The following is a 23,033-nucleotide window of genomic DNA, read 5'->3' on the forward strand; positions in this document are numbered from 1 at the left end:
ATGCACCTTCTCCTGGCTCAAAAGGGAACCATCAGCGACGGAGAGGAGGCGATCGATCTCGGGCAGTCGCCCGGCGATATCCTCTTTCTGTCGGCTGCCGATACCGAGCTTGCGGCTATTGCCGCAGCCCACGGAGAGGGCGGCCGTTCCCTTCGGCTTGCAAGCCTGATGAGCCTCAAGCATCCGATGTCCGTCGATACCTATATCGAGAGAACGGCGCGGCATGCGAAGCTCATCATCGTGCGGGCGCTCGGAGGAGCAAGCTACTTCCACTATGCGCTGGAAGCGCTGCATGCCTGTGCAGCGCGCCAGGGTGCCTTGATCGCGGTGCTGCCGGGAGATTCGAAACCCGATCCCGGGCTAACGCCATTTTCCAACGTCGCACTCGATGATCTCAATGCGCTCTGGTCCTATCTGATCGAGGGCGGCGAGGCGAATTCGCGGGCGTTTCTCGCCTATGCCGAGGCGATGCTCTCAGGCGCCGAGAAGCCGATGCCCGCCGTACCCTTGATGAAGGCCGGGATCTGGTGGCCGGGGCGGGGCGTGATCGGCGTCGAAGAGTGGCGGAGAGTCTCCAAAGCGGAGATGGTGATCCCTGCAGGATTCGAACCTCCGACCGTCGCGATTTCCTTCTATCGGGCGTTGGTTCAGAGCGGTGAAACCAGACCTGTCGAAGCCATGATAGAGGCGCTTATCGCTGAGGGCATGCGGCCGTTGCCGGTCTTTGCCTATAGCCTCAAGGACGCCGTGTCGGTCGGTATTCTCGAAAGTGTCTTTACCGAGCTGAAACCGGGCGTGGTCATCAATGCCACGGGCTTTGCCGTTTCGGCACCCGGTGCAGATCGTCAGGCGACGGTGCTGGAAACGGGCGATGCCGTCGTTCTGCAAGCCATCTTCTCGGCGTCGCCGAAGGAGGCGTGGGAGGAATCTTCGCAGGGGCTTTCGGCGCGCGATCTCGGCATGAACGTGGCGCTCCCCGAGGTCGACGGGCGCGTTCTCGCCCGCGCCGTGTCCTTCAAGGCTGCGGCCCGCTATGATGAAAGGGTCGAGGCCAATATCGTTGCCAGCGAGCCACTTCAGGATCGCATGCGCTATACGGCGCGGCTTGCGGCCAATTGGGCGCGGCTGCGCAATACGCCGCCCGGCGATCGCCGTGTTGCGCTTGTCATGGCGAACTATCCCAATCGCGATGGTCGCCTGGGCAATGGCGTCGGGCTCGATACGCCGGCCGGCACGATCGAAGTGCTGAAGGCGATGCGGGCGGCCGGTTACGGCGTTGCCGATCTGCCTGCCGATGGCGACGCGCTGATGCGGCACCTAGCGGAAGGGCCGACAAATTCGGGGCATGACGGCCGCATGGTCCGCGAGAGGCTTTCCTTCAGCGATTACGAGGATTTCTTCTCGTCGCTTCCTAAACAGATTCAGGATGAGATTACGGCGCGCTGGGGCGGGCCGGCGGCGGATCCTTACGCGATTGGTGACGGCTTTGCTCTGCCGTTCGCCCGCTTCGGCGACGTGCTTATCGGTATCCAGCCGGCGCGCGGCTACAATATCGATCCGAAGGAGAGCTACCATTCTCCCGATCTCGTGCCGCCGCACGGCTATCTTGCCTTCTATGCCTTCCTGCGCCGCTCTTTCGATGCGCATGCGGTCATTCACATGGGCAAGCACGGCAATCTCGAATGGCTGCCGGGCAAGGCGTTGGCGCTGTCGGAAAATTGCTATCCGGAAGCAATCCTCGGACCACTGCCGAACCTCTATCCCTTCATCGTCAACGATCCCGGCGAGGGCACGCAGGCCAAGCGCCGCACGAGCGCCGTCATCATCGATCACCTGACGCCGCCGCTGACGCGTGCCGAAAGCTATGGCCCGCTGAAGGATCTGGAAGCGCTGGTCGACGAATATTACGAGGCTTCCGGCGGCGATCCCCGCCGCATCCGTCTGCTGCGTAAACAGATCCTCGATCTCGTCGCCGATATCGGGCTAGATCAGGATGCCGGCATCGCCAAGGGCGAGGGCGAAGACGAGGCCTTGCGCAAGCTCGATGCCTATCTCTGCGACCTCAAGGAAATGCAGATCCGCGATGGGTTGCACATTTTCGGCGTCTCGCCCGCTGGGCGGTTGTTGACGGATTTGACGGTGGCGCTGGCAAGGGTGCCGCGCGGGCTGGGCGAGGGTGGCGATCAGAGTCTGCAGCGGGCGATTGCTCGAGATGCGTTCGTGGGTGCAGAGCATAGGGAGGGTGCGGCACCCCCCTCTGTCGCTTTCGCGACATCTCCCCCACAAGGGGGGAGATCGGTGGTCCGCGGAGCTTCCTCGGATCAAACCAAGATCGAATCCGCTGATGTTGTCGATAAAGGGGCAGGAGAGACGGGCGGCATACTCCCACCAATCTCCCCCCTTGTGGGGGAGATGTCAGCGAAGCTGACAGAGGGGGGTATCCCTCCGAACAAGCCATTCGACCCCTTGGATTGCGACATGGCCGCCGAATGGACCGGCTCGCGTCCCACAATCCTCCAAGATGTCTCGGGTGCCTCCTGGCGTACCCAAGGCGATACCGTCGAACGCATCGAACTCCTGGCCGCAAAGCTCGTGAATGGCGAAACGGCCTGCCCGGAGAACTGGCCCAACACTCGCATGGTTCTCGGCGAGATTGGCTCGAAGCTCCAGCCTTCCATCCTCGCTTGCGGCGACGCGGAAATCGCAGCTCTGCTCAAAGGCCTCGACGGTCGTTTCGTACCTCCCGGCCCATCCGGCGCACCGACCCGTGGCCGGCCGGATGTTCTGCCGACGGGGCGCAATTTCTATTCGGTCGACAGCCGTGCGGTTCCGACGCCGGCTGCCTACGAGCTCGGCAGGAAATCGGCCGAATTGCTCATCCGCCGCTATGTTCAGGATCATGGCGAATGGCCCGTTTCCTTCGGCATGACAGCCTGGGGCACATCGAACATGCGCACGGGTGGCGACGATATCGCGCAGGCGCTGGCGTTGATTGGTGTCAAGCCGGTCTGGGACATGACCTCACGCCGCGTCACCGGCTATGAGATCATCCCGCCTGCCATGCTCCGGCGGCCGCGAGTCGATGTCACACTGCGCATCTCCGGCTTTTTCCGTGATGCGTTTCCCGAGCAGATCGCCTTGTTCGATAGGGCAGTCCGCGCGGTCGGCATGCTCGATGAGGATGCAACGGATAATCCGATTGCGGCGCGTATGCGCGGCGAGATCGCGCGGCTTGAGGTCGCCGGGTTGGACACCGCGTCTGCCAGTCGTCGTGCGGGCTATCGCATCTTCGGGTCGAAACCCGGCGCTTATGGAGCTGGTCTGCAGGCGCTGATCGATGAGAAAGGCTGGGAGCGGCGCGCGGATCTGGCGGAGGCCTATCTCGTCTGGGGCAGCTATGCCTATGGCGCCGGCGAGGAGGGCAGGGCGGAGCGGGGCGTCTTCGAAGAGCGTTTGCGTTCGATCCAGGCGGTCGTGCAGAACCAGGACAATCGCGAGCACGATCTGCTCGACAGCGACGATTATTATCAGTTCGAGGGCGGCATGGCAGCCGCGGCCGAGCAGCTTGGCGGCGCGCGTCCCTCGATCTATCATAACGACCATTCGAGGCCGGAAAAGCCTGTAATCCGCTCGCTTGAAGAGGAGATCGGTCGGGTGGTGCGCGGGCGCGTCGTCAACTCCAAGTGGATCGAGGGCATCATGCGCCATGGCTACAAGGGCGCCTTCGAAATTGCGGCAACGGTAGATTATCTCTTTGCCTTCGCAGCGACGACCGGTGCGGTCCGCAATCATCATTTCGAGGCCGTCTATCAGGCCTTCGTTATCGATCAGCGCGTGCGTGATTTCATGGCAGAGAAGAATCCGGCTGCACTCAGGGAGATGCGGGAACGTCTGCTCGAGGCGATCGATCGCCAGCTTTGGACACCGAGAAGCAATTCGGCGCGGTTCGATTTGGAAAGCCTGAAGGAGGGCCGGGAGGCGGCGGTATGAGTACGGTCGACGAGCTTCTGACCGCCTTTCGGGATTATCTGCAATCGCGCAGTGATCCAGTGCTACGGCATTTCATTGAAGGCTTCGACTGGTCGATGAAGAAGCGCTTGCTCGTGCCGCAGGACTTGCCCGTCGTCGATTATCTTCGAAAACATGATCGGTCTCGCGATGGGGCGGAAGGCGTGCTGCTTGGCAGGCTCTTTCAAGCCGCGGACGAATTGCATTGGGCACAGACCTACAGCATCACCGATTTCGGCGCGGATTTCCTCGAGAGATACGGCTGGGTCGAGCTTTTTGGCACGCGCGGGCATTTCACAAACAAAGAAATGGCCGGCGGTTTTCTCTTGCTTGGTCCCGGCGTGCACTATCCGGATCATCATCACGAGGCGGAGGAAATCTATATTCCTCTGACCGACGGCTCGCTGTGGAGCAAGGATGCCCAACCGTTCCTGCCGCGCTGGTCGGGTGAGATCATCCATCACCCCTCGAATATCCGCCACGCGATGCGCACGGAAGATCAGCCGCTTGTCGCGCTCTACATCTGGCGTGGCGGGCCGCTGGCACAGAAATCGATAATATCAGGGAGAATGCAATGAGCGACGAATTGGCCGAAACCGGTGCGGGCGTGCCGAAGAACGACGATGCCCGTCACGCCGACAAGATGGCCAAGAAGAAGGCCGCGCGCGACAAAATCATGGCGACCAAGACCGACGAGAAGGGCTTGATCATTGTCCATACAGGTAAGGGCAAGGGAAAATCCTCCTCCGCCTTCGGTATGATCTTCCGCCACATCGCCCATGGAAAGCCGAGCGCGGTGGTGCAATTCATCAAGGGCGCCATGTGGACCGGCGAGCGCGACCTGATCGAAAAGCATTTCTCCGACCTCTGCCAGTTCCATACGATGGGTGAAGGCTTTACCTGGGAGACGCAGGATCGCGCCCGCGACGTTGCGGCGGCCACGGCTGCCTGGGAAAAGGCCAAGGAACTGATCCGCGATGAGCGCAACTCCATGGTGCTGCTGGATGAGATCAATATCGCGCTTCGTTACGATTACCTCGACATCAACGAGGTGCTGGAGTTCCTCAAGAACGAAAAGCCTTACATGACCCATGTCGTCTTGACGGGCCGCAACGCCAAGGAAGAGCTGATCGAGATTGCCGATCTCGTGACCGAGATGGAATTGATCAAGCATCCTTTCCGCTCGGGTATCAAAGGGCAGCCGGGCGTCGAGTTCTGATCGCGGGCGGCTGTCAACCGCCCGGCAGCATCGTCTTCAGTTTTTCCGCCGTCTGCGGGTTTGCGGGAAAGAAGGATTCGATCGCCAGCTCCGACAGGGTGACATCGACAGGCGTTCCGAAGACGGTCGTTGTGGATAGAAACGAGAGATGTCCCGTATCGGTGACAAGCTCCAGCGGCACGGCAATGCCGGCGAAATCCCGTTCCGGAGCCGTCGATTTTGGCGCAGCCGGTGCGGGATAGGCGGATAATTCCGCCAGCAGTTTTGTCAACACGGGATCGCCGGTTGCCGATATCTGCTGGCGCAGGCGCTCCAGCAGATGCGCACGCCATTCGGAGAGATTGGCGATCCGCGGCGCCAAGCCATGTGGATGCAGGCTCAGCCGCAGGACATTGATCGGCCCTTCGGTCAGCGAGGCATCCGTCACGCCGGCAAGCAATGGTGCCACGGCGGCATTGGCAGCGATCAGCGTCCAATGCCGGTCGATGGCCAGAGCTGGGAAGGGCTCGTGCCCCTTCAGCAGCATGTCGATGGCATGGCGTGCCGGAGCAAGCGCCGGGTCGTCCAGTTTGCGCTCCGGAAAGACCGGCGCAAATCCAGCCGCCAGGAGCATCGGATTGCGTTCGCGCAAGGGAACGCCGAGCCGTTCGGCGAGATGCATCAGCATCTCGCGGCTTGGAAGCGCCCGCCCGCTCTCGATGAAGCTCAGATGCCGTTGCGATATATCGGCTTCAAGGGCGAATTCGAGCTGGCTCAGGCGGCGGCGCTGCCGCCATTCGCGCAGGTGGTCGCCGAGAGAGCGGGCCGGGTTCATCATGCGGCGGCCGGCAGCTGGTCGATGAAGCCGTGAACGGACTTCAGCTGTTCGCCTTCTAGAATTGCGAAATCCGTGCCCTTGATCAGCGGCTCGGCATCGGCCGGGCCGAAACCCCACGAGAAGCGGAGATGGTCGCCGTAGCGATCGCCGTTCGTGAGGAGGGTGAAGCGAAAGCCCGGGAAGCGCTCGTGCGCCGCCGTGACCAGCGCGTGAATCTCTTCGCGATTGCGCGCGCGCATCATCGGGTCGACATAGCTGCAGTCTTCCGTCCATACCTCGGCGATGAGCGCACGCCGGCGGTCGGTATCGGCCTCGTTCCAGACGGCGATATAGCGGTCTGCGATGGTGTTCGCATCAGTCATCGGTCAACTCCTTTGGATCGCCTGAACCGTTCAGGCAGGGCGATCATCGGCTCGTACCGAAGCACTATCAATTACGTCGGAGGTAATCAAAGGTGCGTTTCTTACAGCCCCAGCCAGATCCTGACGGGATGGGTGGGATCCGCCAGCAGCTTGATCGCAAAGGCTATGCAGACGATCACGAGCAGCGGCTTGATCAGTTTCGCACCGATGCGCATGGCGAGTCGCGAACCAAGCTGGGCGCCGAGGAATTGGCCGAGCCCCATCGTCAGACCGACTTTCCAGAGGATGGCGCCGGAGGAGATGAAGACGATCAGGCCACCGAGATTGGAGCCGAAATTGAGCAGCTTCGTATGCGCCGTCGCCTTCAAGAGGCCGAAGCCGGCGAGAGTCACGAAGGCGAGCATCAGGAACGAGCCGGTTCCAGGGCCGAAGGCGCCGTCATAGAAGCCGATCAGCGGCACGAACGTTACGCCGAAGAGTCCGGCGCTCATGCGCCGATGCTTTTCGATATCGCCGAGATTGGGTTTCAGGGCGAAATAGAGCGCAATTGCGATCAGCAGGAAGGGCAGGATGATGCGCAGAACCTGGCTCGGCATGATGGTCGCCAGCAATGCACCGAGCATGCCTCCGATCACAGCCATCGCCGCCATCGGAAGCTGTTCGCGAAGTTGCACGTGTCCTTGCCGGGCATAGGCGATCGTTGCGGAGGCTGCGCCGCAGATGGACTGCACCTTGTTCGTGCCGAGGGTCTGCAGCGGCGGAATACCGGCCAGCAGCATGGCAGGCACGGTAATCAGCCCACCGCCGCCGGCGATCGAATCGACGAAACCAGCGAAGAACGCGGCGGCAAAGAGCAAAAGCAGCAGTTGAAATGTGATGTCTGGCAAGGTGGGGAACTCTGAGGCGGGAATTAAACGGCCTTCTGGCACTTCGATCGCCGCAAGGCAATTGCTATCAGGGCATATCAGGCGAAATTGACGCGTCGAAACGTGCCCGCTACAGCTGTCATCTCGGTCGATGCTGTTGGGAGCGACTATGACGATCTACGCCAATTCCACCCGCCGCTATCTTCTGGGTCTTGGCTGCGAGCGCGGCACGGACTGGAATGAGGTGCGGATGCTTGCGGAAAGAGCCTTTCAGGAGGCTGGGATCGTAAGCGAGCAGGTTCTGGCCGTCGTGTCGATCGACACGCGCATGGATGAACCGGCGATCCTGGAGACCGCCACGCATTTTCGCCTCCCGGCGCGCTTCTTCAAGGCAGCTGCACTGGAGCGGGAGACACCCAGGCTGAAGAACCCGTCCGAGATTGTTTTTGCGCATGTCGGTTGCCACGGTGTTGCCGAGGCTGCTGCGCTTGCGGCCGCCGGCTCGGATTCGGAGCTGGTGCTGCCCAAGATCAAGTCCAGCTTCGCCACGGCAGCGATCGCCAGGATCGCTTGAAGAGCGAATTCGCCACGCAAATCTCACAAATGCTCCATAGGGACATCGTCATGGCATTCCGCCACCGGCGGTTCTCGTGTATGCCGATGGGTCAAGCATGATCCGCGACGGGAGGAAATTTCCGGAAGATCAAGCTTATTCAGTATGTTGATAAGGAAAAATCATGCAAAAGGTCATTTATGATACGGATCCGGGCGTTGACGACGCCATGGCGCTTCTCTTCCTGCATCGTCACCCGAATATCGACCTTCTTGGCGTGACGACGGTTTTCGGCAATGCTTCGGTCGACACGACGACCCGCAACGCGCTGTTCCTGAAGCGCGAGTGGAATATTCCGTGCCCGGTTGCGCGCGGCGCCAGCGTCACTTTCGATCCTTCGCGGCATGAGCGGCCATGGCCGACAATGGTTCACGGTCATAACGGTCTCGGCGACATCGACGTGCCTGACACGATCGATCTGCCGACCGATCCCCGGCCAGCCTATCAGTTTATCATCGACACGGTTCGCGCGCATCCGGGGGAGGTTACCCTAGTTGCCGTCGGCCGCATGACCAATCTGGCTCTGGCGCTGAAGCATGATCCAGATATCGCCAAGCTCGTGAAAGGTGTCGTCATCATGGGCGGCAATTTTTACGTACCAGGCAATGTCTCTCCGGTCGCGGAGGCCAATATTCACGGCGATCCGGAAGCGGCCGATTTCGTCATGACAGCAGCCTGGAAAGTCGTCGTGGTCGGTCTGGACGTGACCTCGGTGACGACCATGAGCCGCGGCTATCTGGCAGATATGGCCAAGGCAGGCGGCCCTTCGGTGCAGCTTTTAGCCGACCTCTCGCAGTCCTACATCGATTTCTACAAGCATGCGGTCGAAGACGGCATGATGGTCCATGATAGCTGCGCTTGCGTCTACGTCGTGGCACCAGAGCTGTTCGACACGATCGAGGGATCGATCCGCGTCGTCTGCGGCGGTATTGCCGACGGCCAGACGATTATCAAGCAGGACGGCCGCCGCTTCCCGCCCGGCGATTGGGACAATCTGCCGAGCCAGATCGCCTGCACCGGCATCCGCTCGCAGCAGGTTCTCGACCTGATCCGCGACGTGATTCTGGGCAAGGTGAAGCATTAAACCCCGTGAAGGGGGGCATGGCGCCCCCTTCACAATTCGCTGAAGACCATTCTCCAGTTCTATTAAGAGCCTATCTGAGTGTCCGGATATATCGAGTCCGGGACGCAGTGATCGATCGACGTGTTTTCCGTGTCCTGTCGCCGTTGGAAAAGCTCATAGCGTGCTGTCGCTCATGTCGAAGAGATGCATGACGTAATGTCCGCAATGGGAGCGATGTCGAACGGAGATCGCCTTATCCCGTTCTCAACATTGCAATTTCGCCCATCCGGGCATAGGACACATGGGATGAACGATACCGCCTTTTCCAATCTGCCGGCCCTGGAGCCGGGGTCCGTCTGGCTCGTCGGTGCCGGGCCGGGCGATCCGGGGCTTTTGACCCTGCTGGCCGCCAAGGGATTGGCCGAGGCGGATGTCATTGTGCACGATGCGCTTGTCAATGAAGATTGCTTTAAACTCGCCCGCTCTGGCGCGGTGCTGGAATATGCCGGCAAGCGCGGCGGCAAGCCTTCCGCCAAGCAGCGGGATATCTCGCTGCGCCTGGTGGAACTGGCGCGGGCCGGCAAGCGCGTTCTGCGTTTGAAGGGCGGCGATCCCTTCGTTTTCGGGCGCGGCGGCGAGGAAGCGCTGACGCTTGTCCAGCACGGCATTCCCTTCCGCATCGTGCCCGGCATCACGGCTGGGATCGGTGGTCTGGCCTATGCCGGCATTCCCGTTACCCATCGCGACGTCAACCATGCCGTCACCTTCCTGACTGGTCATGACTCCTCCGGCGTCGTACCGGACGCGATCGATTGGGACGCGATCGGCAAGGGATCGCCCGTTATCGTCATGTATATGGCGATGAAGCACATTGCCCAGATCAGCGCGAATCTTATTGCCGCCGGCCGATCGGCGGACGAACCTGTTGCCTTCGTCTGCAATGCCGCGACATCCTCGCAGCACGTTTTGGAGACGACGCTCGGGCGCGCGCCCGACGATGTCGAAGCCTCGGGCCTCGAGCCGCCCGCCATAGTCGTCGTCGGCGAGGTGGTGAAATTGCGGCCGTCGCTCGATTGGCTGGGCGCGCTTTCCGGCCGCATATTGCTGCCAGCAACTGAAAGCCCGGGGGAAAGCGGACGCAAGGTGTCAGCATGAGCGGGCTTCTGATCGCGGCACCCTCATCAGGCTCCGGCAAGACCACATTCACGCTCGGTCTGCTGCGGGCACTGCGAAACAGGGATGTTGCGGTCGCGTCCGGCAAGGCCGGGCCGGATTATATCGATCCTGCCTTTCACGCAGCAGCGCTCGGATCCTCCTGTCTCAACTTCGATCCCTGGGCCATGCGCGCCGAACTGATTTCCGCCAATGCCGCGCTTCATCGTGCCGGCGGACGGATGCTCGTGATCGAGGGGATGATGGGCCTGTTCGACGGTGCTGCCGATGGCACTGGAACTCCGGCCGATCTTGCCGCCCTGCTTGGCCTTTCCGTCGTGCTCGTCGTCGACTGCTCGCGTATGTCGCAATCGGTTGCAGCGGTCGTCAGCGGCTTTGCTAATTTCCGGGCCGATATCCGCATTGCCGGCGTCGTGCTCAATCGCGTCGCCAGCGACAGGCATGAGAAAATGCTGCGCCAGGCGTTGGACGCAGTGCGCATGCCTGTTGTCGCCGTTATCCGCAGTGATACCAGCCTGGCATTGCCGGAGAGGCATCTCGGTCTTGTGCAGGCGGGAGAGCACGGTGCACTCGAGCAGTTTATCGAGGCGGCTGCCGAGGTCGTCTCGAAAGCCTGCGATTTCGATCTGCTCTTGCGCGCAGCACACCAGCATCTCGTTCGCACGTCAGCGGCCAATATCGCGCGGCTTATGCCGTTCGGCCAGCGCATTGCCGTGGCGCGGGATATTGCCTTCGCCTTCTGCTACGAACATATGCTGCTTGGCTGGAAGCGGCGCGGCGCCGAAATCTCCTTCTTCTCCCCACTTGCGGACGAGGCGCCGTCGGTCGATGCCGACGCCGTCTATCTGCCGGGCGGCTATCCGGAATTACACGCCGGAAAGCTTGCCGCTGCCCAGCGGTTCCAAGAGGGCGTAAAGACTGCCGCGGCGCGCGGGGTGCGCATCTATGGCGAGTGCGGCGGCTATATGGTGCTCGGTGAGGGGCTTGTCGATGCGGCAGGTGCGCGCCATGAAATGCTAGGCCTCTTGCCCGTTGTTACCAGCTACGAGAAACGACAGCGCCATCTTGGCTATCGGCGTGTGGTGCCGCTTGCCGGCTCCTTCTTCGACAAGCCGATGACGGCGCACGAGTTTCATTATTCGACCATCGTATCGGAAGGTGAGGCGGACCGTCTGTTTGCCGTGAGGGATGCGCTCAATAACGATCTTGGTGCCGCTGGCTTGCAGCGTGGCAATGTTGCCGGCTCCTACATGCATTTGATCGATCTCGCCGGTGACGCCGCATGACCAGCAGGATTGTCCATGGAGGCGGCATCACGGCTGCGGCACGCCAATATGGCGGGCGTCCGGAGGAATGGCTGGATCTGTCGACCGGCATCAATCCCAATCCGGTGACGCTGCCGGAAATCCCCGTTGCGGCATGGCATAGGCTGCCTGACCAGCATTTGCAGGAGCGGGCGCGGGAAGCGGCGAGGAACTATTACCGGAGCGGCGATATTCTGCCGTTGCCGGTTCCCGGCACGCAGTCCGTCATTCAATTGCTTCCGAGGCTGGTGCCCGGTGGCAGCGCCGCAATCCTCTCGCCGACCTATGGCGAATATGCAAGAGCCTTCACACTGGCGGGGCTGCAGGTCCGCCAGGTTTCGACGCCTGCCGAACTTACCGCCGACGACAGGCTCGTGGTTGCCGTCAATCCCAACAATCCTGATGGGCGGAGGTTACCCATTGAGCAGTTGCGGGACTTGCACGACAGGTTACGGAGCCAAGGTGGGATCCTTCTTGTCGACGAGGCCTTTGGCGATATGGAGCCGGCAGCGAGCGTGGCGCCCTTTGCCGCCTCGATGCCCAACCTCGTCATCTTCCGTTCGTTCGGAAAGTTTTTCGGACTGGCCGGCCTTCGGCTTGGGTTCGTGATTGCTGAGGCCGCGATCCTAACCCGTTTCGAGGATTGGCTCGGTCCATGGGCGGTTTCCGGACCGGCTCTCTCGATTGCCGCGTCGCTCATGGAAGGCGACACAAGCGCCATCCGAAACCGCATTCTTCAACGACATTCGGCGCTGCAGACGGTTCTTCGCCGCTCGAGCCTGCATATTGCGGGAGGCACGGCCCTGTTTGCACTGGTTGCGGACGACCGCGCCGAGGGCATATATACGCATCTCTGCCGTCATCATATTCTGGTCCGCAAGTTCGATTACGCCCGCAATTGGCTGCGCTTCGGGCTCGCTCCAGATGAAGAAGCGGATCAAAGACTCGCCGGGGTATTAGAGGATTATTCGACATGACCGCCGACGAACATTTGCTCATTCTGGTCCTGGCCTTGTTGCTTGACCGCCTCGTCGGCGATCCCGACTGGCTGTGGCAGCGCTTTCCGCATCCGGTCGTGCTGTTCGGCAAGGCGATTTCATCCTTCGACCAGCGGTTCAATGCAAAGCATCTGCCCGGCGTGCTTCGCCGCCGCAACGGACTGATGTCGATCGTCGCACTGCTCATGGGCGCCGTTATCGCCGGCTGGGCCATTCATGGATTTCTCGCCTTCTTCGGCTGGCTCGGCATCCTAGTCGAGGCGGGGCTTGTGGCGGTTTTCATGGCGCAGAAGAGCCTGGCCGATCATGTCGAGCAAGTTTCGCGGGCATTGCGTGCCGATGGTCTGGAAGGCGGGCGTCTCGCCGTGTCGCGCATCGTCGGTCGGGATCCCGAGACGCTGGATGAGCCGGGTATCTGCCGTGCGGCCATCGAAAGCCTTGCCGAGAATTTTTCCGACGGTGTCGTCGCACCGGCGCTGTGGTACGGCGTTTTCGGCCTGCCGGGCCTCTTCTTCTACAAGATGCTCAACACTGCCGATTCGATGATCGGCCACAAATCCGAGACCTATGTCGATTTTGGCCGCGCTGCCGCGCGCCTCGACGATATCGCCAATTGGCCGGCGGCAAGACTCTCCATCCTGTTGATTGCTGCCGGCGCTCTGATCAAACGTGGCATCTCCGCGCTTGGAAATGCGATCCGCATCGCCGTCCGCGATGGCGGGCTGCACCGCTCGCCCAACTCCGGCCGGCCCGAGGCGGCTATGGCCGGCGCGCTCGACATCCAGCTCGCAGGTCCGCGAATCTATGGCGGTGAGCTCGTACGCGAGCCGATGATCAACGGCTCCGGCCGCGACACTGCTACGGTCAACGACATCGAAGCCGGCATTTCCATATTTTATTCCGCCTGTACTATGCTGACGCTTCTCGCTTTCTTGGGTTTCCTGCTGCTCTTGTGAGCGTCCCTAAATTAAGCAATCGCTCACTATATGTATTAATTTGGTATAATCAGCATAGCGATAGACTCTCCCATCGTCTGAATTGCTTCATAAGGAAGCAAACAGTCGGAGGGGCAAGATGAGGCGTATCGCGTTCGCAGTAACGGCATGCCTGTGCATGCAATTCCACACCGTTTCGGCCCATGCCGGGACTGTTCTTGCAGTGGTCGATCTTCGATCGCAAACAATGACCGTTTCGGAGGATGGGGCTCTGAAGTATCGCTGGCGAGTGTCGACGGCGCGCCGGGGGTATGTGACGCCGACCGGCTCCTACACGGCCAAATGGCTGTCCAGGGATCACCGCTCGAAGAAATATGACGATGCGCCGATGCCTTACGCCGTGTTCTTCAGCGGCGGCTATGCCATTCACGGCACCTATGAGGTGCGGCGGCTCGGCCGGCCGGCGTCGCATGGCTGCGTGCGGCTCGATACCCGCAATGCCGCCACTTTCTTTGCGATGACATCGGATGCCGGGCTCCACAACACCCGCATCGTGATCAGCGAGTGATCTTTCGCCAACAAGCGCTTTGTCATGCGGTTCGGCCGCAATGCTGCCGCATCTCGCGTCCATGTCGCGCGTGATTTCACAGGTATGACGCGGCAGTCATTTTGCTGTTTGCGCAACACTGTCTTGCCAAATTGCCGGGGTTTCTGGTGGAAACCATTGGCTTTTGGAATGGATTTCCCTATGAGGGGGATGAATTATTATTTCAAGAGGTATGGGCAGTGACTGCTACATTTGACAAAGTTGCCGACATCATCGCTGAAACCAGCGAAATCGACCGTGACACCATCACCCCGGATAGCCACACGATCGACGACCTCGGCATCGACAGCCTGGACTTCCTGGATATCGTTTTCGCGATCGACAAGGAATTCGGCATCAAGATCCCGCTCGAGCAGTGGACGCAGGAAGTCAACGAAGGCAAGGTCTCGACCGAAGAATACTTCGTCCTGAAGAATCTCTGTGCCAAGATCGATGAGTTGCGCGCTGCCAAGGGCTGAGCGACATCCTTGCATTTTTTGACGCCCAGCCGCCTTTGAATATGGCGGCCGGGCGGTTTCATTCTTAAATAGCGTATCCCGCCCGGCGCGTCCTGCATTGCCGGGTTGGATCGGAGGCGTTGATGCTGCTGGAATATTTCCAGATGATCGACAGGGTCGAGTCCGTCGATCTGTCCAAGGGCCAGTTGAAGGCTCATTCCGTCGTTCCGGCGAAAAGCCCTGTTTTCGAAGGCCATTTCCCGGGCATGCCGCTGGTTCCTGGCGTTCTTCTTATCGAAACGATGGCGCAGGCCTCGGGCATGCTGGTGCTTGCTGCGACGAATTTTGCCTACATGCCGTTCCTGATGTCGGTCGATGGCGCGAAGATGCGAACCTTCGTCGAGCCGGAAGCTGAACTCGATATCGAAGCAGATTTGGAACATGAGGGTTCGGGCTTCGCCGTCACCAAGGCGCGTATTACCATTGCCGGAAAGAAGGTTTGCGATGCGCAGTTGAAGCTGCGCACCATGCCGTTTAATGAGGTGCCGCTCGGCGATATCGTGCGCAAGCGGGCAGGCGAAGTCGGGCTTCTCGACGCCATCGCCGCCAACGGTTGATGCTGCCGGCTTGTTCGGCGCCGCATTCGAAGAGGATTGATGAATGAGCAAGGCTCAGAATGATGTGGTGATCACAGGTATCGGCATCGTTACCTGCCAGGGCGTTGGCAAGGACGCGCATGTCGCCTTGCTGACCGCGGACAAGGCGCCGGCGACCATCGTCGAAACCGAGAAGTTCAAGCCCTATCCCGTGCATCCACTGCCCGAAATAGACTGGTCGCAACAGATCCCGAAGCGTGGTGATCAGCGCCAGATGGAAAACTGGCAGCGCATCGGCGTGTTCACCGCCGGTTTGGCGCTCGACGATGCCGGCTTCAAGGATGATCTGGAAGCCTGCGGCACCATGGACATGATCGTGGCGGCCGGCGGCGGCGAGCGCGACATCAATGTCGATACGCTGATTGTCAATGAGGGCCTGAAGCGCAACGACCGCGAGCTGCTGCTGAACGAGAAGCTGACGATCGAATTGCGGCCGACGCTGTTCCTGGCGCAGCTTTCGAACCTACTCGCCGGCAACATCTCGATCGTGCACAAGGTGACGGGTTCGTCGCGCACGTTCATGGGCGAAGAGGCCTCCGGTATTTCGGCAGTGGAGACCGCGTTCCACCGTATCAAGTCCGGTGAATCGAGCCATGCTCTCGTAGGCGGCGCATTTTCCGCCGAGCGGCTCGACATGATCCTGCTGATCGAATCGATCAACGCGCATGCCACTGGTGACTGGCATCCCATCTGGTCGCGCAAGTCGGAAGATGGCGGCGGCATGATCATGGGTTCGCTCAGCGCCTTCCTCATTCTTGAATCGCGTGCGCATGCCGAAGGTCGCGGCGCCCGCATCTATGCGACCATCGATGCCGTCGAGGGCGATCGCGGCCGGCGCGACGAGGGCAAGTTCGAGACGCGACTGGAGCGCATGCTCGCGCCAGCCAAGCAGATGTCCGGCGATGCGACCGTCGTCTTTTCCGGCACGACAGCGATCCCCGATCTTGCCCAGCGCGAAAAGGCAGTGCTCGATGCGCAGCTTCCGGGCTCGGCCATTCGCGCCTATCCCGGCGTTTCCGGCCATGGGCTGGAAAGCCAATTCCCGCTCGGGCTCGCCTTCGCGGCGTTGGCCGTCGCCAGCCAGGCCAAGGTGCCGCCTTTCGATGCTGCGCATGAAAAGCCAATGACTACGGGTGCCCGCAAAGCCGTGGTTACGACCGTCGGCCATGTGCGCGGCGAAGGCATTGCCGTATTGTCAGCTGAAGCCTGAGGAACAGGATATGACCGCTTACAAGGATCATCTCGGACGCCCGATCGTTGCCGTTACCGGCATGGGGATCATCACGTCGCTGGGGCAGGGCCTGCAGGACAATTGGAATGCATTGTCGTCTGGCACTTCCGGCATTCACGGCATTACCCGCTTCCCGACGGACGGCCTTTCGACGCGCATTGCCGGCACCGTGGATTTCATCGATATTCCCGCTCCGAACGCGGTCGAGCGCTCCTATGCTTTCGCCCGCGAAACAACTATTGAAGCTCTGGCTCAAGCCGGGATTTCTGGCGATTTCGACGCGCCGCTGTTCCTGGCTGCGCCGCCGATCGAACCCGAATGGAGCGCCCGTTTCGAACTGGCCGACCGCTCTCCTCCGGCAGATCATGAGGGCGATGCATATGAACGCTTTCTCGCCGCCATGCGCCAGCGTCCCGATCCGGCCTTCCATGAAGCGGCTCTTTTCGGCGCCATTTCCGAGCGCCTTGCCGACCGTTTCGGTACGCGCGGCCTGCCGGTAACGCTGTCGACGGCCTGTGCATCGGGCGTGACGGCAATACAGCTCGGTATTGAGGCGATCCGTCAGGGACGCACCACGCGAGCACTGACTGTTGCTACCGACGGTTCGCTTAGCGCCGAGGCGCTGATCCGCTTCTCGCTGTTGTCAGCGCTGTCGACACAGAACGATCCGCCGACCAAGGCTTCCAAGCCCTTCAGCAAGGACCGTGACGGCTTCGTCATCGCAGAAGGCGCTGCGACGCTGGTGCTGGAATCGCTGGAGGCAGCGGTCGCACGCGGCGCCAAGATCCTCGGCATCATGAAGGGTGCGGGGGACAAGGCCGATTCCTTCCATCGCACCCGGTCTTCACCGGACGGCGGCCCGGCGATCGCGACGATCCGCGCGGCACTGGCCGATGCCGGCATGGCCGAAACCGATATCGGCTATATCAATGCGCACGGCACCTCGACGCCGGAAAACGACAAGATGGAATATGGCGCGATGTCGGCCGTCTTCGGCGAGCGGCTTCCGACCATTCCGGTTTCCTCGAACAAGTCGATGATCGGCCATACGCTGACGGCTGCGGGTGCGGTCGAAGCGGTGTTCTCGCTGCAGACGATGCTGACCGGCACGCTGCCGCCGACCATCAACTACAACAATCCCGATCCGTCGATCATCCTCGACGTGGTGCCGAACAAGAAGCGTGAAAAGCAGGTAAGTGCCGTTCTTTCGAACTCTTTCGGGTTTGGCGGCCAGAATGCCAGCCTTGTCATGGCGCTTGAACCGGCTTAATCGGACTTCTGAAAAACAGGATACAACTGCGCCCGAGAGGCGAGGGACTTTGCCATGCGTGCTTTGCAACTGATCGACGACCGCAAACTTGAGATCACCGATCTGCCGGAGCCGGATGCGCCGGGCGCGGGTGAGGTGACCTTGCGCGTCAAGGCCGTCGCTCTCAATCACATCGATGTGTGGGGCTGGCGCGGCATGGCCTTTGCCAAGCGCAAGATGCCGCTGGTCATCGGCGCGGAGGCTGCCGGCGTGGTCGAAGCGATCGGCCCAGGTGTTGCCAATGTCCTGCCGGGTCAGCTCGTATCGATCTACGGCGCGCGCACCTGCGGTCTTTGCCGCCATTGCCGCGAAGGACGTGACAATCTGTGCGAACATGTCGGTGGCGTCCACGGTTTCCATCTCGATGGTTTCGCGCAGGAGAAGGTCAATCTTCCGGCTCGCCTGCTCGTTCCGGCGCCTCCCGGCGTCGATGCGGTGGGTGCCGCGCTTGCTCCGGTGACTTTCGGTACCGTCGAGCACATGCTGTTCGACAATGCCAAGCTTGAACCGGGCGAAACGATCCTCGTTCACGCGGGCGGCTCGGGTATCGGTACCGCCGCGATCCAGCTTGCCAAGAAGATCGGCTGCACCGTGATCACGACGGTCGGTTCCGACGACAAGATCGAGAAGGCGAAGGCGCTCGGCGCCGATCACGTCATCAATTATCGCACCGACCGCTTCGAGGGCGTTGTGCGCAAGCTGACGAAGAAAAAGGGTGTCGACGTGGTTTTCGAGCATGTCGGCAAGGACACCTGGGCCGGCTCCATGCTCTGCATGAAGCGCGGCGGCCGTCTCGTCACCTGCGGTTCGACTTCGGGCGTTTCGACCGAAATGAACCTGATGATGCTGTTCCAGCAGCAGTTGAAGCTGCTTGGCTCCTTCGGCTGCCGCATGGAGAACATGGCCAATGCGATGCAGAAGATGGCGCGCGGACTGGTTCATCCCGTGATCGATACCGAAGTCGGCTTCAATGACATCGACCGGGCGCTGGAGCGGATGGAATCGCGCCAGATCTTCGGCAAGATCATCCTGAAGATGGACTGAGCAGCGTGAAGCTCTTCATCACCCGGATCGTCCTTGCGCTCAGAAATTTCCGGCAGTGGCTGGTGGCGCAGGTCATTTTCGGCTTCCTGAATTTCCTGAAGCTGTTTCCGGCGGATGCAGGCATCAACTTCGCCGATTGGCTAACCCGCAAGATCGGTCCGCGCATGCGCCGGCATCAATTGATGCTGGCCAATCTGCGCAATGCCTTTCCCGAAAAGAGCGAGGCGGAGATCGAGGAAATTGCGCGTGCAAGCTGGGGCAATATGGGGCGCCTGGCAGCAGAATATGTGTTTCTCGACCGGCTTTTCGATTTCGATCCCTTCAGCGACAAGCCTGGCCGCATCGAAGTTTCCGGTATTCCGATCTTTCTCGATCTGAGGGACAATCCGCGCCCGTTCATCGTTTTTACCGGACATACCGGCAATTTCGAACTACTGCCGGTCGCGGGGGCGGCCTTTGGCCTGACCGTGACCGTACTCTTCCGACCGCCGAACAATCCCTATGTCGCTCAGAAGGTTTTCGACTTCCGGGCTAAACGTATGGGCAACCTCGTTCCCTCCCACGCCGGCTCCTCGTTCAGCCTTGCGCGGGAGCTGGAAGCGGGTCGCGGCGTCGGCGTGCTGGTCGACCAGAAATTCCGCAAGGGTTTGAAGACGTTGTTCTTCGGCAGGGACGTAAAGACGAATCCGCTGCTGCCGAAGCTGGTGCGTCAGTTCAATTGCGAGGTCTATCCGGCCCGCTGCATCCGCCTGCCCGGCAATCGCTACCGGCTGGAGATCGAGCCGAAGCTCGAGATGCCGCGCAACGAAGCCGGCGGTCTCGATCTGACCGCAACGGCGCAGATGCTGAACGACAAGGTTGAGAGCTGGGTGCGGGAAAATCCTGAGCAATGGCTCTGGTATCATGATCGCTGGAATATCAAGAAGAGCGTTTTCTAGGCATCCATTCCGGCCCGTTAGCGACAGTTTTGCATTGTATATTTGATCCGGTCTTCATGCAGTCATTACGCCAGGTAAGCCTTGCATTTCAGAAAGTTCTCCTTTCCCGAGAACTTCCGCTCATCCGGATTGAAAGTAGGGATAAGTCATGTTAATTCACAATGCAGAAAGTTTGGTGAGAATGCGGACACCAAGCTGAATATCCTTGGGCATGGTAACGCCGGGAAACGAGGCCCCTGCGTCCTGCTGTGTGCGGGGACAGGAGGGCAATTTTGCTGGCACTCTTTCATGCCTTCTCCACGAAATGTAACCAGATTCAGCGTGCGATAAAACTTGGCGATGATGAGCTTGTAGCGTCACTCGATCGCGAATTGGAGCCACTTATCGCGGCTATCCTGGCCTATAAGGCTACGAGCCTGCTTGAAATTTACATGCAGCTCCAGTTTATGAACAATCTCATCCGAGAAGAATCGGACGATCGCTCGCGCGTCATGCGCAACTCCGCATCGCTGTCGGTATTGATCGATCGCTACTTCGGCGGTGCAAGCGAAGCAGCAGGCGAAGTTCTTCGGGCATTTTCAAGCGAGAAGATCGATCGGGACGATGCGTTCGGCTTCGAAGAAAGCAGCGTTCTCAATGATGTCATTCTGGACAGCCTGCCGGATCGCGTTGCCGTCGTGACGCGGGACTATCGCTACCTCTACAGCAACGCCGCCAATTCGGAGTTTCTGAAGTCGAAGCCGATGGAACTCGTGGGACGTCATATCTCGGAATTTGTCGGTGCGGAAGATTTCGAAAACAGCCTCAAGGCGAAGCTTGATGCCTGCTTTACCGGGGAGAAGGTGGAGTGCCTTTATCCCTCCTATCGCCAGATCGAACCTGGCAAGGTATTCCACTGCACGATGACGCCGTTGCGGGCAAAGGCGGAAGTGATCGGCGCATTGCTCGTCATGCACGAGATCATCGCCGTTCCCGCAGGCATGCTGGTGGCCTGAACTCGCGTTCAGGCCTCAAACAGCAGTTTTCCAATCACGTCCGGTATCAGGCGAAGATTGTGTTCGCTTGATTTAGTGCTGTCTCGATCCGCTTCGACCGTATCGGACCGCGATCGATCGCTCGTCTCTTCGTTATCGCCGCTGCATTCGAAGCAGTAGCAGCGGAACCGGATCACTTTCGGCTGTTTCATGCCGGTAACCTGTTCCAGCTTGCAAAGGGATCGGGCAGATTGCGCCAACGTTCGGGCGTGAAGCGGTCCGCCTTGACGAGGCAGGCATTCAGTTCGGCGGTAATCTGTTTTTCGCTCATGGGGTCGGCGCCGATGAACACCAGCTCCTGGCGGCGGTCCCCCCAGATCGGATCGAGATAGGGTGCCAGCGCTCGCTGGAAGCCGGGATCGCGCGGCCATTGGTCCTGCGGCACGGCAGCCCACCAGAGGCCCATCTTGCCCGTGCGGACGAGCGCACCCGCCTGGCTCATTTCGCCGACATAATAGGGCCGCGTCGCCAGCCAGAAGAAGCCCTTGGCTCTGACAACGCCCGGCCACGAGCGATTGAGGAAGGCTTGGAATTTCGCGGGGTCGAACGGTTTCTTCGCGCGGTAGACGAAGGAGCGAATGCCATATTCTTCCGTTTCGGGAACATGATCCTTGAAACCGTGCAATTCCTTGTACCAGAGCGGATGCGTTTCGGCGCGATCGATATCGAAGCGTCCGGTGCCGAGAACCTCCACCGGTTCGACTGCACCGAAATCCGCTTCGATGAGACGCGCATCGGGGTTGAGGCCGACGATGATCTTGCGGGCGGCGTCGCGTTGTTCAACCGTTGCCGAACCGACCTTGTTGAGAATGACGACATCGGCAAATTCGATCTGCTCGACCAGCAGGTCGACAATGGTCCGGTTATCGCCTTCACCTGTGGTTTCACCGCGATCGGCCAGGAAATCCGTCGATCCGTAGTCGGCAAGAAGATTGGCCGCATCGACGACCGTCACCATCGTATCTAGCCGGGCAACGTCGGAAAGACTGCGTCCGTCTTCGTCACGGAATTCAAAGGTGGTTGCAACGGGCAGGGGCTCGGCAATGCCTGTGGATTCGATTAGGAGGTAATCGAAGCGATCCTGCTCCGCGAGCTGACGGACTTCCTTCAGCAGGTCGTCGCGCAGCGTGCAACAGATGCAGCCATTGGTCATCTCGACGAGCTGTTCCTCTGTGCGGGAGAGATTAGCGCCGCCATCGCGCACCAGAGCCGCATCGATATTCACCTCGCTCATGTCGTTGACGATGACAGCGACCCGCAGGCCCTCGCGATTGTTGAGGATATGATTGAGCAGCGTCGTCTTGCCGGCGCCGAGAAAACCGGAGAGGACGGTAACCGGGAGCTTCTTGTTCATGACAACCTCTTTTGTAATGTAATATCATTACATTTACTGTGGTGAAAAAAGCGAGCCATGCGCTCGCTTCCTTCGGCGATGTTCAGCCTTGTGCTGAAAGGCAGGTTTTCAGGGAGCTTGCGATGCCGCGCATCAGGTCGAAATAGAGATCCGGTCCTTGCGGCAGCGTTGCGGCTTCCGGGTCCAGAACACCAGATTTTGCCGCCGTGCCTTCCAGGACCACATTGACCAGCTTCGGTTCGAATTGCGGCTCGGCGAAGACGCAGGTCGCGCCGAGATCGGCGACCTTGCTATGGATCTCGGCGACGCGCTGCGCGCCCGGGATGGTTTCCGGGCTGACCGTGATCGAGCCTGAGACACGCACGCCATAGCGATGCTCAAAATACTGGTAGGCATCATGAAAGACGATGAAAGGCTTGTCCTTCACGGGGGCGAGCGTCGAAGCGATTTCCGCATCAAGCGCATCGAGTTTGTCGTCCAAGGTCTTCTGATTTGCCTCGTAGGTGAGGGCGTTGGCGGGATCGGCCGCGACCAGTGACGTCGTGATTTCGGCGACCATCGCCTTGGCATTGTGCGGATCGAGCCAAAGGTGAGTGTCGAACTCGCCATGATCGTGTGCATGATCATCGCTGGCTTCGTGTTCGTCGCCATCGTCATGCGGTTCGAAAGCGCCGCCTTCGCGGAACTTCAGTTTGGCGATGCCGGGTGCGTCGTCAAGCTCAACGACGGTGGCATTGGTACCAAGTGCGGCAAGCGGCTTCTGCAGAAAAGCTTCCATGCCCGGCCCAACCCAGAAGACTACTTTCGCCTCCTGAAGGCTGCGCGCATTCGACGGCTTGAGCGCATAGGTATGCGGCGAAGCAGCACCATCGACGATCAGATCCGGGGTGCCGACGCCCTGCATGACAGCTGCGACCAGCGAGTGGATCGGCTTGATGGAGACGACGACTTTCGGCGCATCGGCAGCCGTGGCGGTTGTGCTGACGAGCAGGCCGGAAAGGAGAAGGGAGGCGGCGAGGGGAAGAAGAGTTTTTGCTGCGTTCATGCCAGAAATGCCCTTGAATG

23 protein-coding genes are annotated in these 23,033 nt (G+C 60.3%); 17 read left to right on the plus strand and 6 right to left on the minus strand.

The window, feature by feature from the left end:
- The 3 genes from cobN to cobO are packed head-to-tail and all read left to right on the plus strand — an operon-like array spanning position 1 to position 5,227.
- On the plus strand, positions 1–3,990 hold the full coding sequence (gene cobN / locus GDN47_RS05050) for a cobaltochelatase subunit CobN (protein WP_152092709.1): 3,990 nt from the start codon (positions 1–3) through the stop codon (positions 3,988–3,990).
- On the plus strand, positions 3,987–4,586 hold the full coding sequence (locus tag GDN47_RS05055) for a dimethylsulfonioproprionate lyase family protein (RefSeq protein ID WP_152092710.1): 600 nt from the start codon (positions 3,987–3,989) through the stop codon (positions 4,584–4,586). The genes cobN and GDN47_RS05055 overlap by 4 nt, the downstream gene beginning before the upstream one ends.
- Positions 4,583–5,227: a cob(I)yrinic acid a,c-diamide adenosyltransferase gene (gene cobO, locus GDN47_RS05060; protein ID WP_113333029.1), complete on the plus strand. Its 645-nt coding sequence runs from the start codon at positions 4,583–4,585 to the stop codon at positions 5,225–5,227. The genes GDN47_RS05055 and cobO overlap by 4 nt, the downstream gene beginning before the upstream one ends.
- 13 nt (positions 5,228–5,240) lie before the next feature.
- Here the strand turns inward: cobO and GDN47_RS05065 are convergent, their stop codons facing one another.
- From GDN47_RS05065 to GDN47_RS05075, 3 genes are all read right to left on the minus strand, one after another.
- Positions 5,241–6,044, minus strand: a complete 804-nt coding sequence (locus GDN47_RS05065) for a helix-turn-helix domain-containing protein (protein WP_152092711.1) — start codon at positions 6,042–6,044, stop codon at positions 5,241–5,243.
- The gene (locus tag GDN47_RS05070) at positions 6,041–6,406 is read right to left on the minus strand and encodes a nuclear transport factor 2 family protein (RefSeq protein WP_152092712.1); all 366 of its coding nucleotides are present in this window, start codon (positions 6,404–6,406) and stop codon (positions 6,041–6,043) included. Before GDN47_RS05070 ends, GDN47_RS05065 begins: the two co-directional genes overlap by 4 nt.
- Positions 6,407–6,507: 101 nt before the next feature.
- Entirely contained in the window at positions 6,508–7,293 is a 786-nt protein-coding gene (locus GDN47_RS05075) for a TSUP family transporter (protein ID WP_145317059.1), read from the minus strand.
- A gap of 148 nt (positions 7,294–7,441) precedes the next feature.
- On the opposite strand from GDN47_RS05075, the gene GDN47_RS05080 reads away from it, so the two are divergent.
- The 14 genes from GDN47_RS05080 (at position 7,442) to GDN47_RS05145 (ending at position 20,575) form a co-directional block, all read left to right on the plus strand.
- Positions 7,442–7,846 (plus strand): cobalamin biosynthesis protein, encoded by a 405-nt coding sequence (locus tag GDN47_RS05080; RefSeq protein WP_152092713.1) that lies wholly within the window; start codon positions 7,442–7,444, stop codon positions 7,844–7,846.
- Positions 7,847–8,009: 163 nt separating this feature from the next.
- A complete protein-coding gene (locus GDN47_RS05085) occupies positions 8,010–8,969 on the plus strand; it encodes a nucleoside hydrolase (protein ID WP_113333034.1) in 960 nt (319 codons plus the stop codon).
- Between the two features lie 285 nt (positions 8,970–9,254).
- Positions 9,255–10,103 (plus strand): uroporphyrinogen-III C-methyltransferase, encoded by an 849-nt coding sequence (cobA, locus tag GDN47_RS05090; RefSeq protein WP_152092714.1) that lies wholly within the window; start codon positions 9,255–9,257, stop codon positions 10,101–10,103.
- Entirely contained in the window at positions 10,100–11,407 is a 1,308-nt protein-coding gene (locus GDN47_RS05095; RefSeq protein ID WP_152092715.1) for a cobyrinic acid a,c-diamide synthase CobB, read from the plus strand. Before cobA ends, GDN47_RS05095 begins: the two co-directional genes overlap by 4 nt.
- Positions 11,404–12,402: a threonine-phosphate decarboxylase CobD gene (cobD, locus tag GDN47_RS05100; RefSeq protein WP_152092716.1), complete on the plus strand. Its 999-nt coding sequence runs from the start codon at positions 11,404–11,406 to the stop codon at positions 12,400–12,402. Before GDN47_RS05095 ends, cobD begins: the two co-directional genes overlap by 4 nt.
- Positions 12,399–13,379: an adenosylcobinamide-phosphate synthase CbiB gene (gene cbiB, locus GDN47_RS05105; protein WP_113333038.1), complete on the plus strand. Its 981-nt coding sequence runs from the start codon at positions 12,399–12,401 to the stop codon at positions 13,377–13,379. The genes cobD and cbiB overlap by 4 nt, the downstream gene beginning before the upstream one ends.
- Positions 13,380–13,497: 118 nt before the next feature.
- Entirely contained in the window at positions 13,498–13,926 is a 429-nt protein-coding gene (locus GDN47_RS05110; protein ID WP_152092717.1) for a L,D-transpeptidase, read from the plus strand.
- Between the two features lie 218 nt (positions 13,927–14,144).
- Positions 14,145–14,423, plus strand: a complete 279-nt coding sequence (locus GDN47_RS05115; protein WP_069613139.1) for an acyl carrier protein — start codon at positions 14,145–14,147, stop codon at positions 14,421–14,423.
- A gap of 122 nt (positions 14,424–14,545) precedes the next feature.
- Complete coding sequence (locus GDN47_RS05120) at positions 14,546–15,019, plus strand: 3-hydroxyacyl-ACP dehydratase FabZ family protein (RefSeq protein ID WP_095435134.1); 474 nt, start codon at positions 14,546–14,548, stop codon at positions 15,017–15,019.
- Between the two features lie 43 nt (positions 15,020–15,062).
- Positions 15,063–16,268 (plus strand): beta-ketoacyl-ACP synthase, encoded by a 1,206-nt coding sequence (locus tag GDN47_RS05125; protein WP_152092718.1) that lies wholly within the window; start codon positions 15,063–15,065, stop codon positions 16,266–16,268.
- A 10-nt stretch (positions 16,269–16,278) separates the two neighbouring features.
- Positions 16,279–17,559, plus strand: a complete 1,281-nt coding sequence (locus tag GDN47_RS05130; protein ID WP_113333042.1) for a beta-ketoacyl-ACP synthase — start codon at positions 16,279–16,281, stop codon at positions 17,557–17,559.
- 54 nt (positions 17,560–17,613) lie between these two features.
- On the plus strand, positions 17,614–18,642 hold the full coding sequence (locus GDN47_RS05135; RefSeq protein ID WP_112721150.1) for a zinc-binding dehydrogenase: 1,029 nt from the start codon (positions 17,614–17,616) through the stop codon (positions 18,640–18,642).
- Positions 18,643–18,647: 5 nt separating this feature from the next.
- Complete coding sequence (locus GDN47_RS05140) at positions 18,648–19,580, plus strand: lipid A biosynthesis lauroyl acyltransferase (RefSeq protein ID WP_152092719.1); 933 nt, start codon at positions 18,648–18,650, stop codon at positions 19,578–19,580.
- Positions 19,581–19,852: 272 nt separating this feature from the next.
- Positions 19,853–20,575 carry a PAS domain-containing protein gene (locus GDN47_RS05145; RefSeq protein ID WP_113333045.1) on the plus strand — a complete coding sequence of 241 codons (723 nt, stop codon included), beginning with the start codon at positions 19,853–19,855 and terminating at the stop codon, positions 20,573–20,575.
- Between the two features lie 8 nt (positions 20,576–20,583).
- Here the strand turns inward: GDN47_RS05145 and GDN47_RS05150 are convergent, their stop codons facing one another.
- The 3 genes from GDN47_RS05150 to GDN47_RS05160 form a co-directional block, all read right to left on the minus strand.
- Positions 20,584–20,766: a hypothetical protein gene (locus GDN47_RS05150; RefSeq protein ID WP_152092720.1), complete on the minus strand. Its 183-nt coding sequence runs from the start codon at positions 20,764–20,766 to the stop codon at positions 20,584–20,586.
- A complete protein-coding gene (gene zigA, locus GDN47_RS05155; RefSeq protein WP_152092721.1) occupies positions 20,763–21,968 on the minus strand; it encodes a zinc metallochaperone GTPase ZigA in 1,206 nt (401 codons plus the stop codon). The genes GDN47_RS05150 and zigA overlap by 4 nt, the downstream gene beginning before the upstream one ends.
- An 82-nt stretch (positions 21,969–22,050) precedes the next feature.
- Complete coding sequence (locus tag GDN47_RS05160; RefSeq protein WP_152092722.1) at positions 22,051–23,013, minus strand: zinc ABC transporter substrate-binding protein; 963 nt, start codon at positions 23,011–23,013, stop codon at positions 22,051–22,053.
- Positions 23,014–23,033 lie beyond the last annotated feature (20 nt).

Origin of the sequence: Martinezella dioscoreae (assembly GCF_009176305.1) — a bacterium.
GTDB lineage: Bacteria > Pseudomonadota > Alphaproteobacteria > Rhizobiales > Rhizobiaceae > Rhizobium > Rhizobium dioscoreae.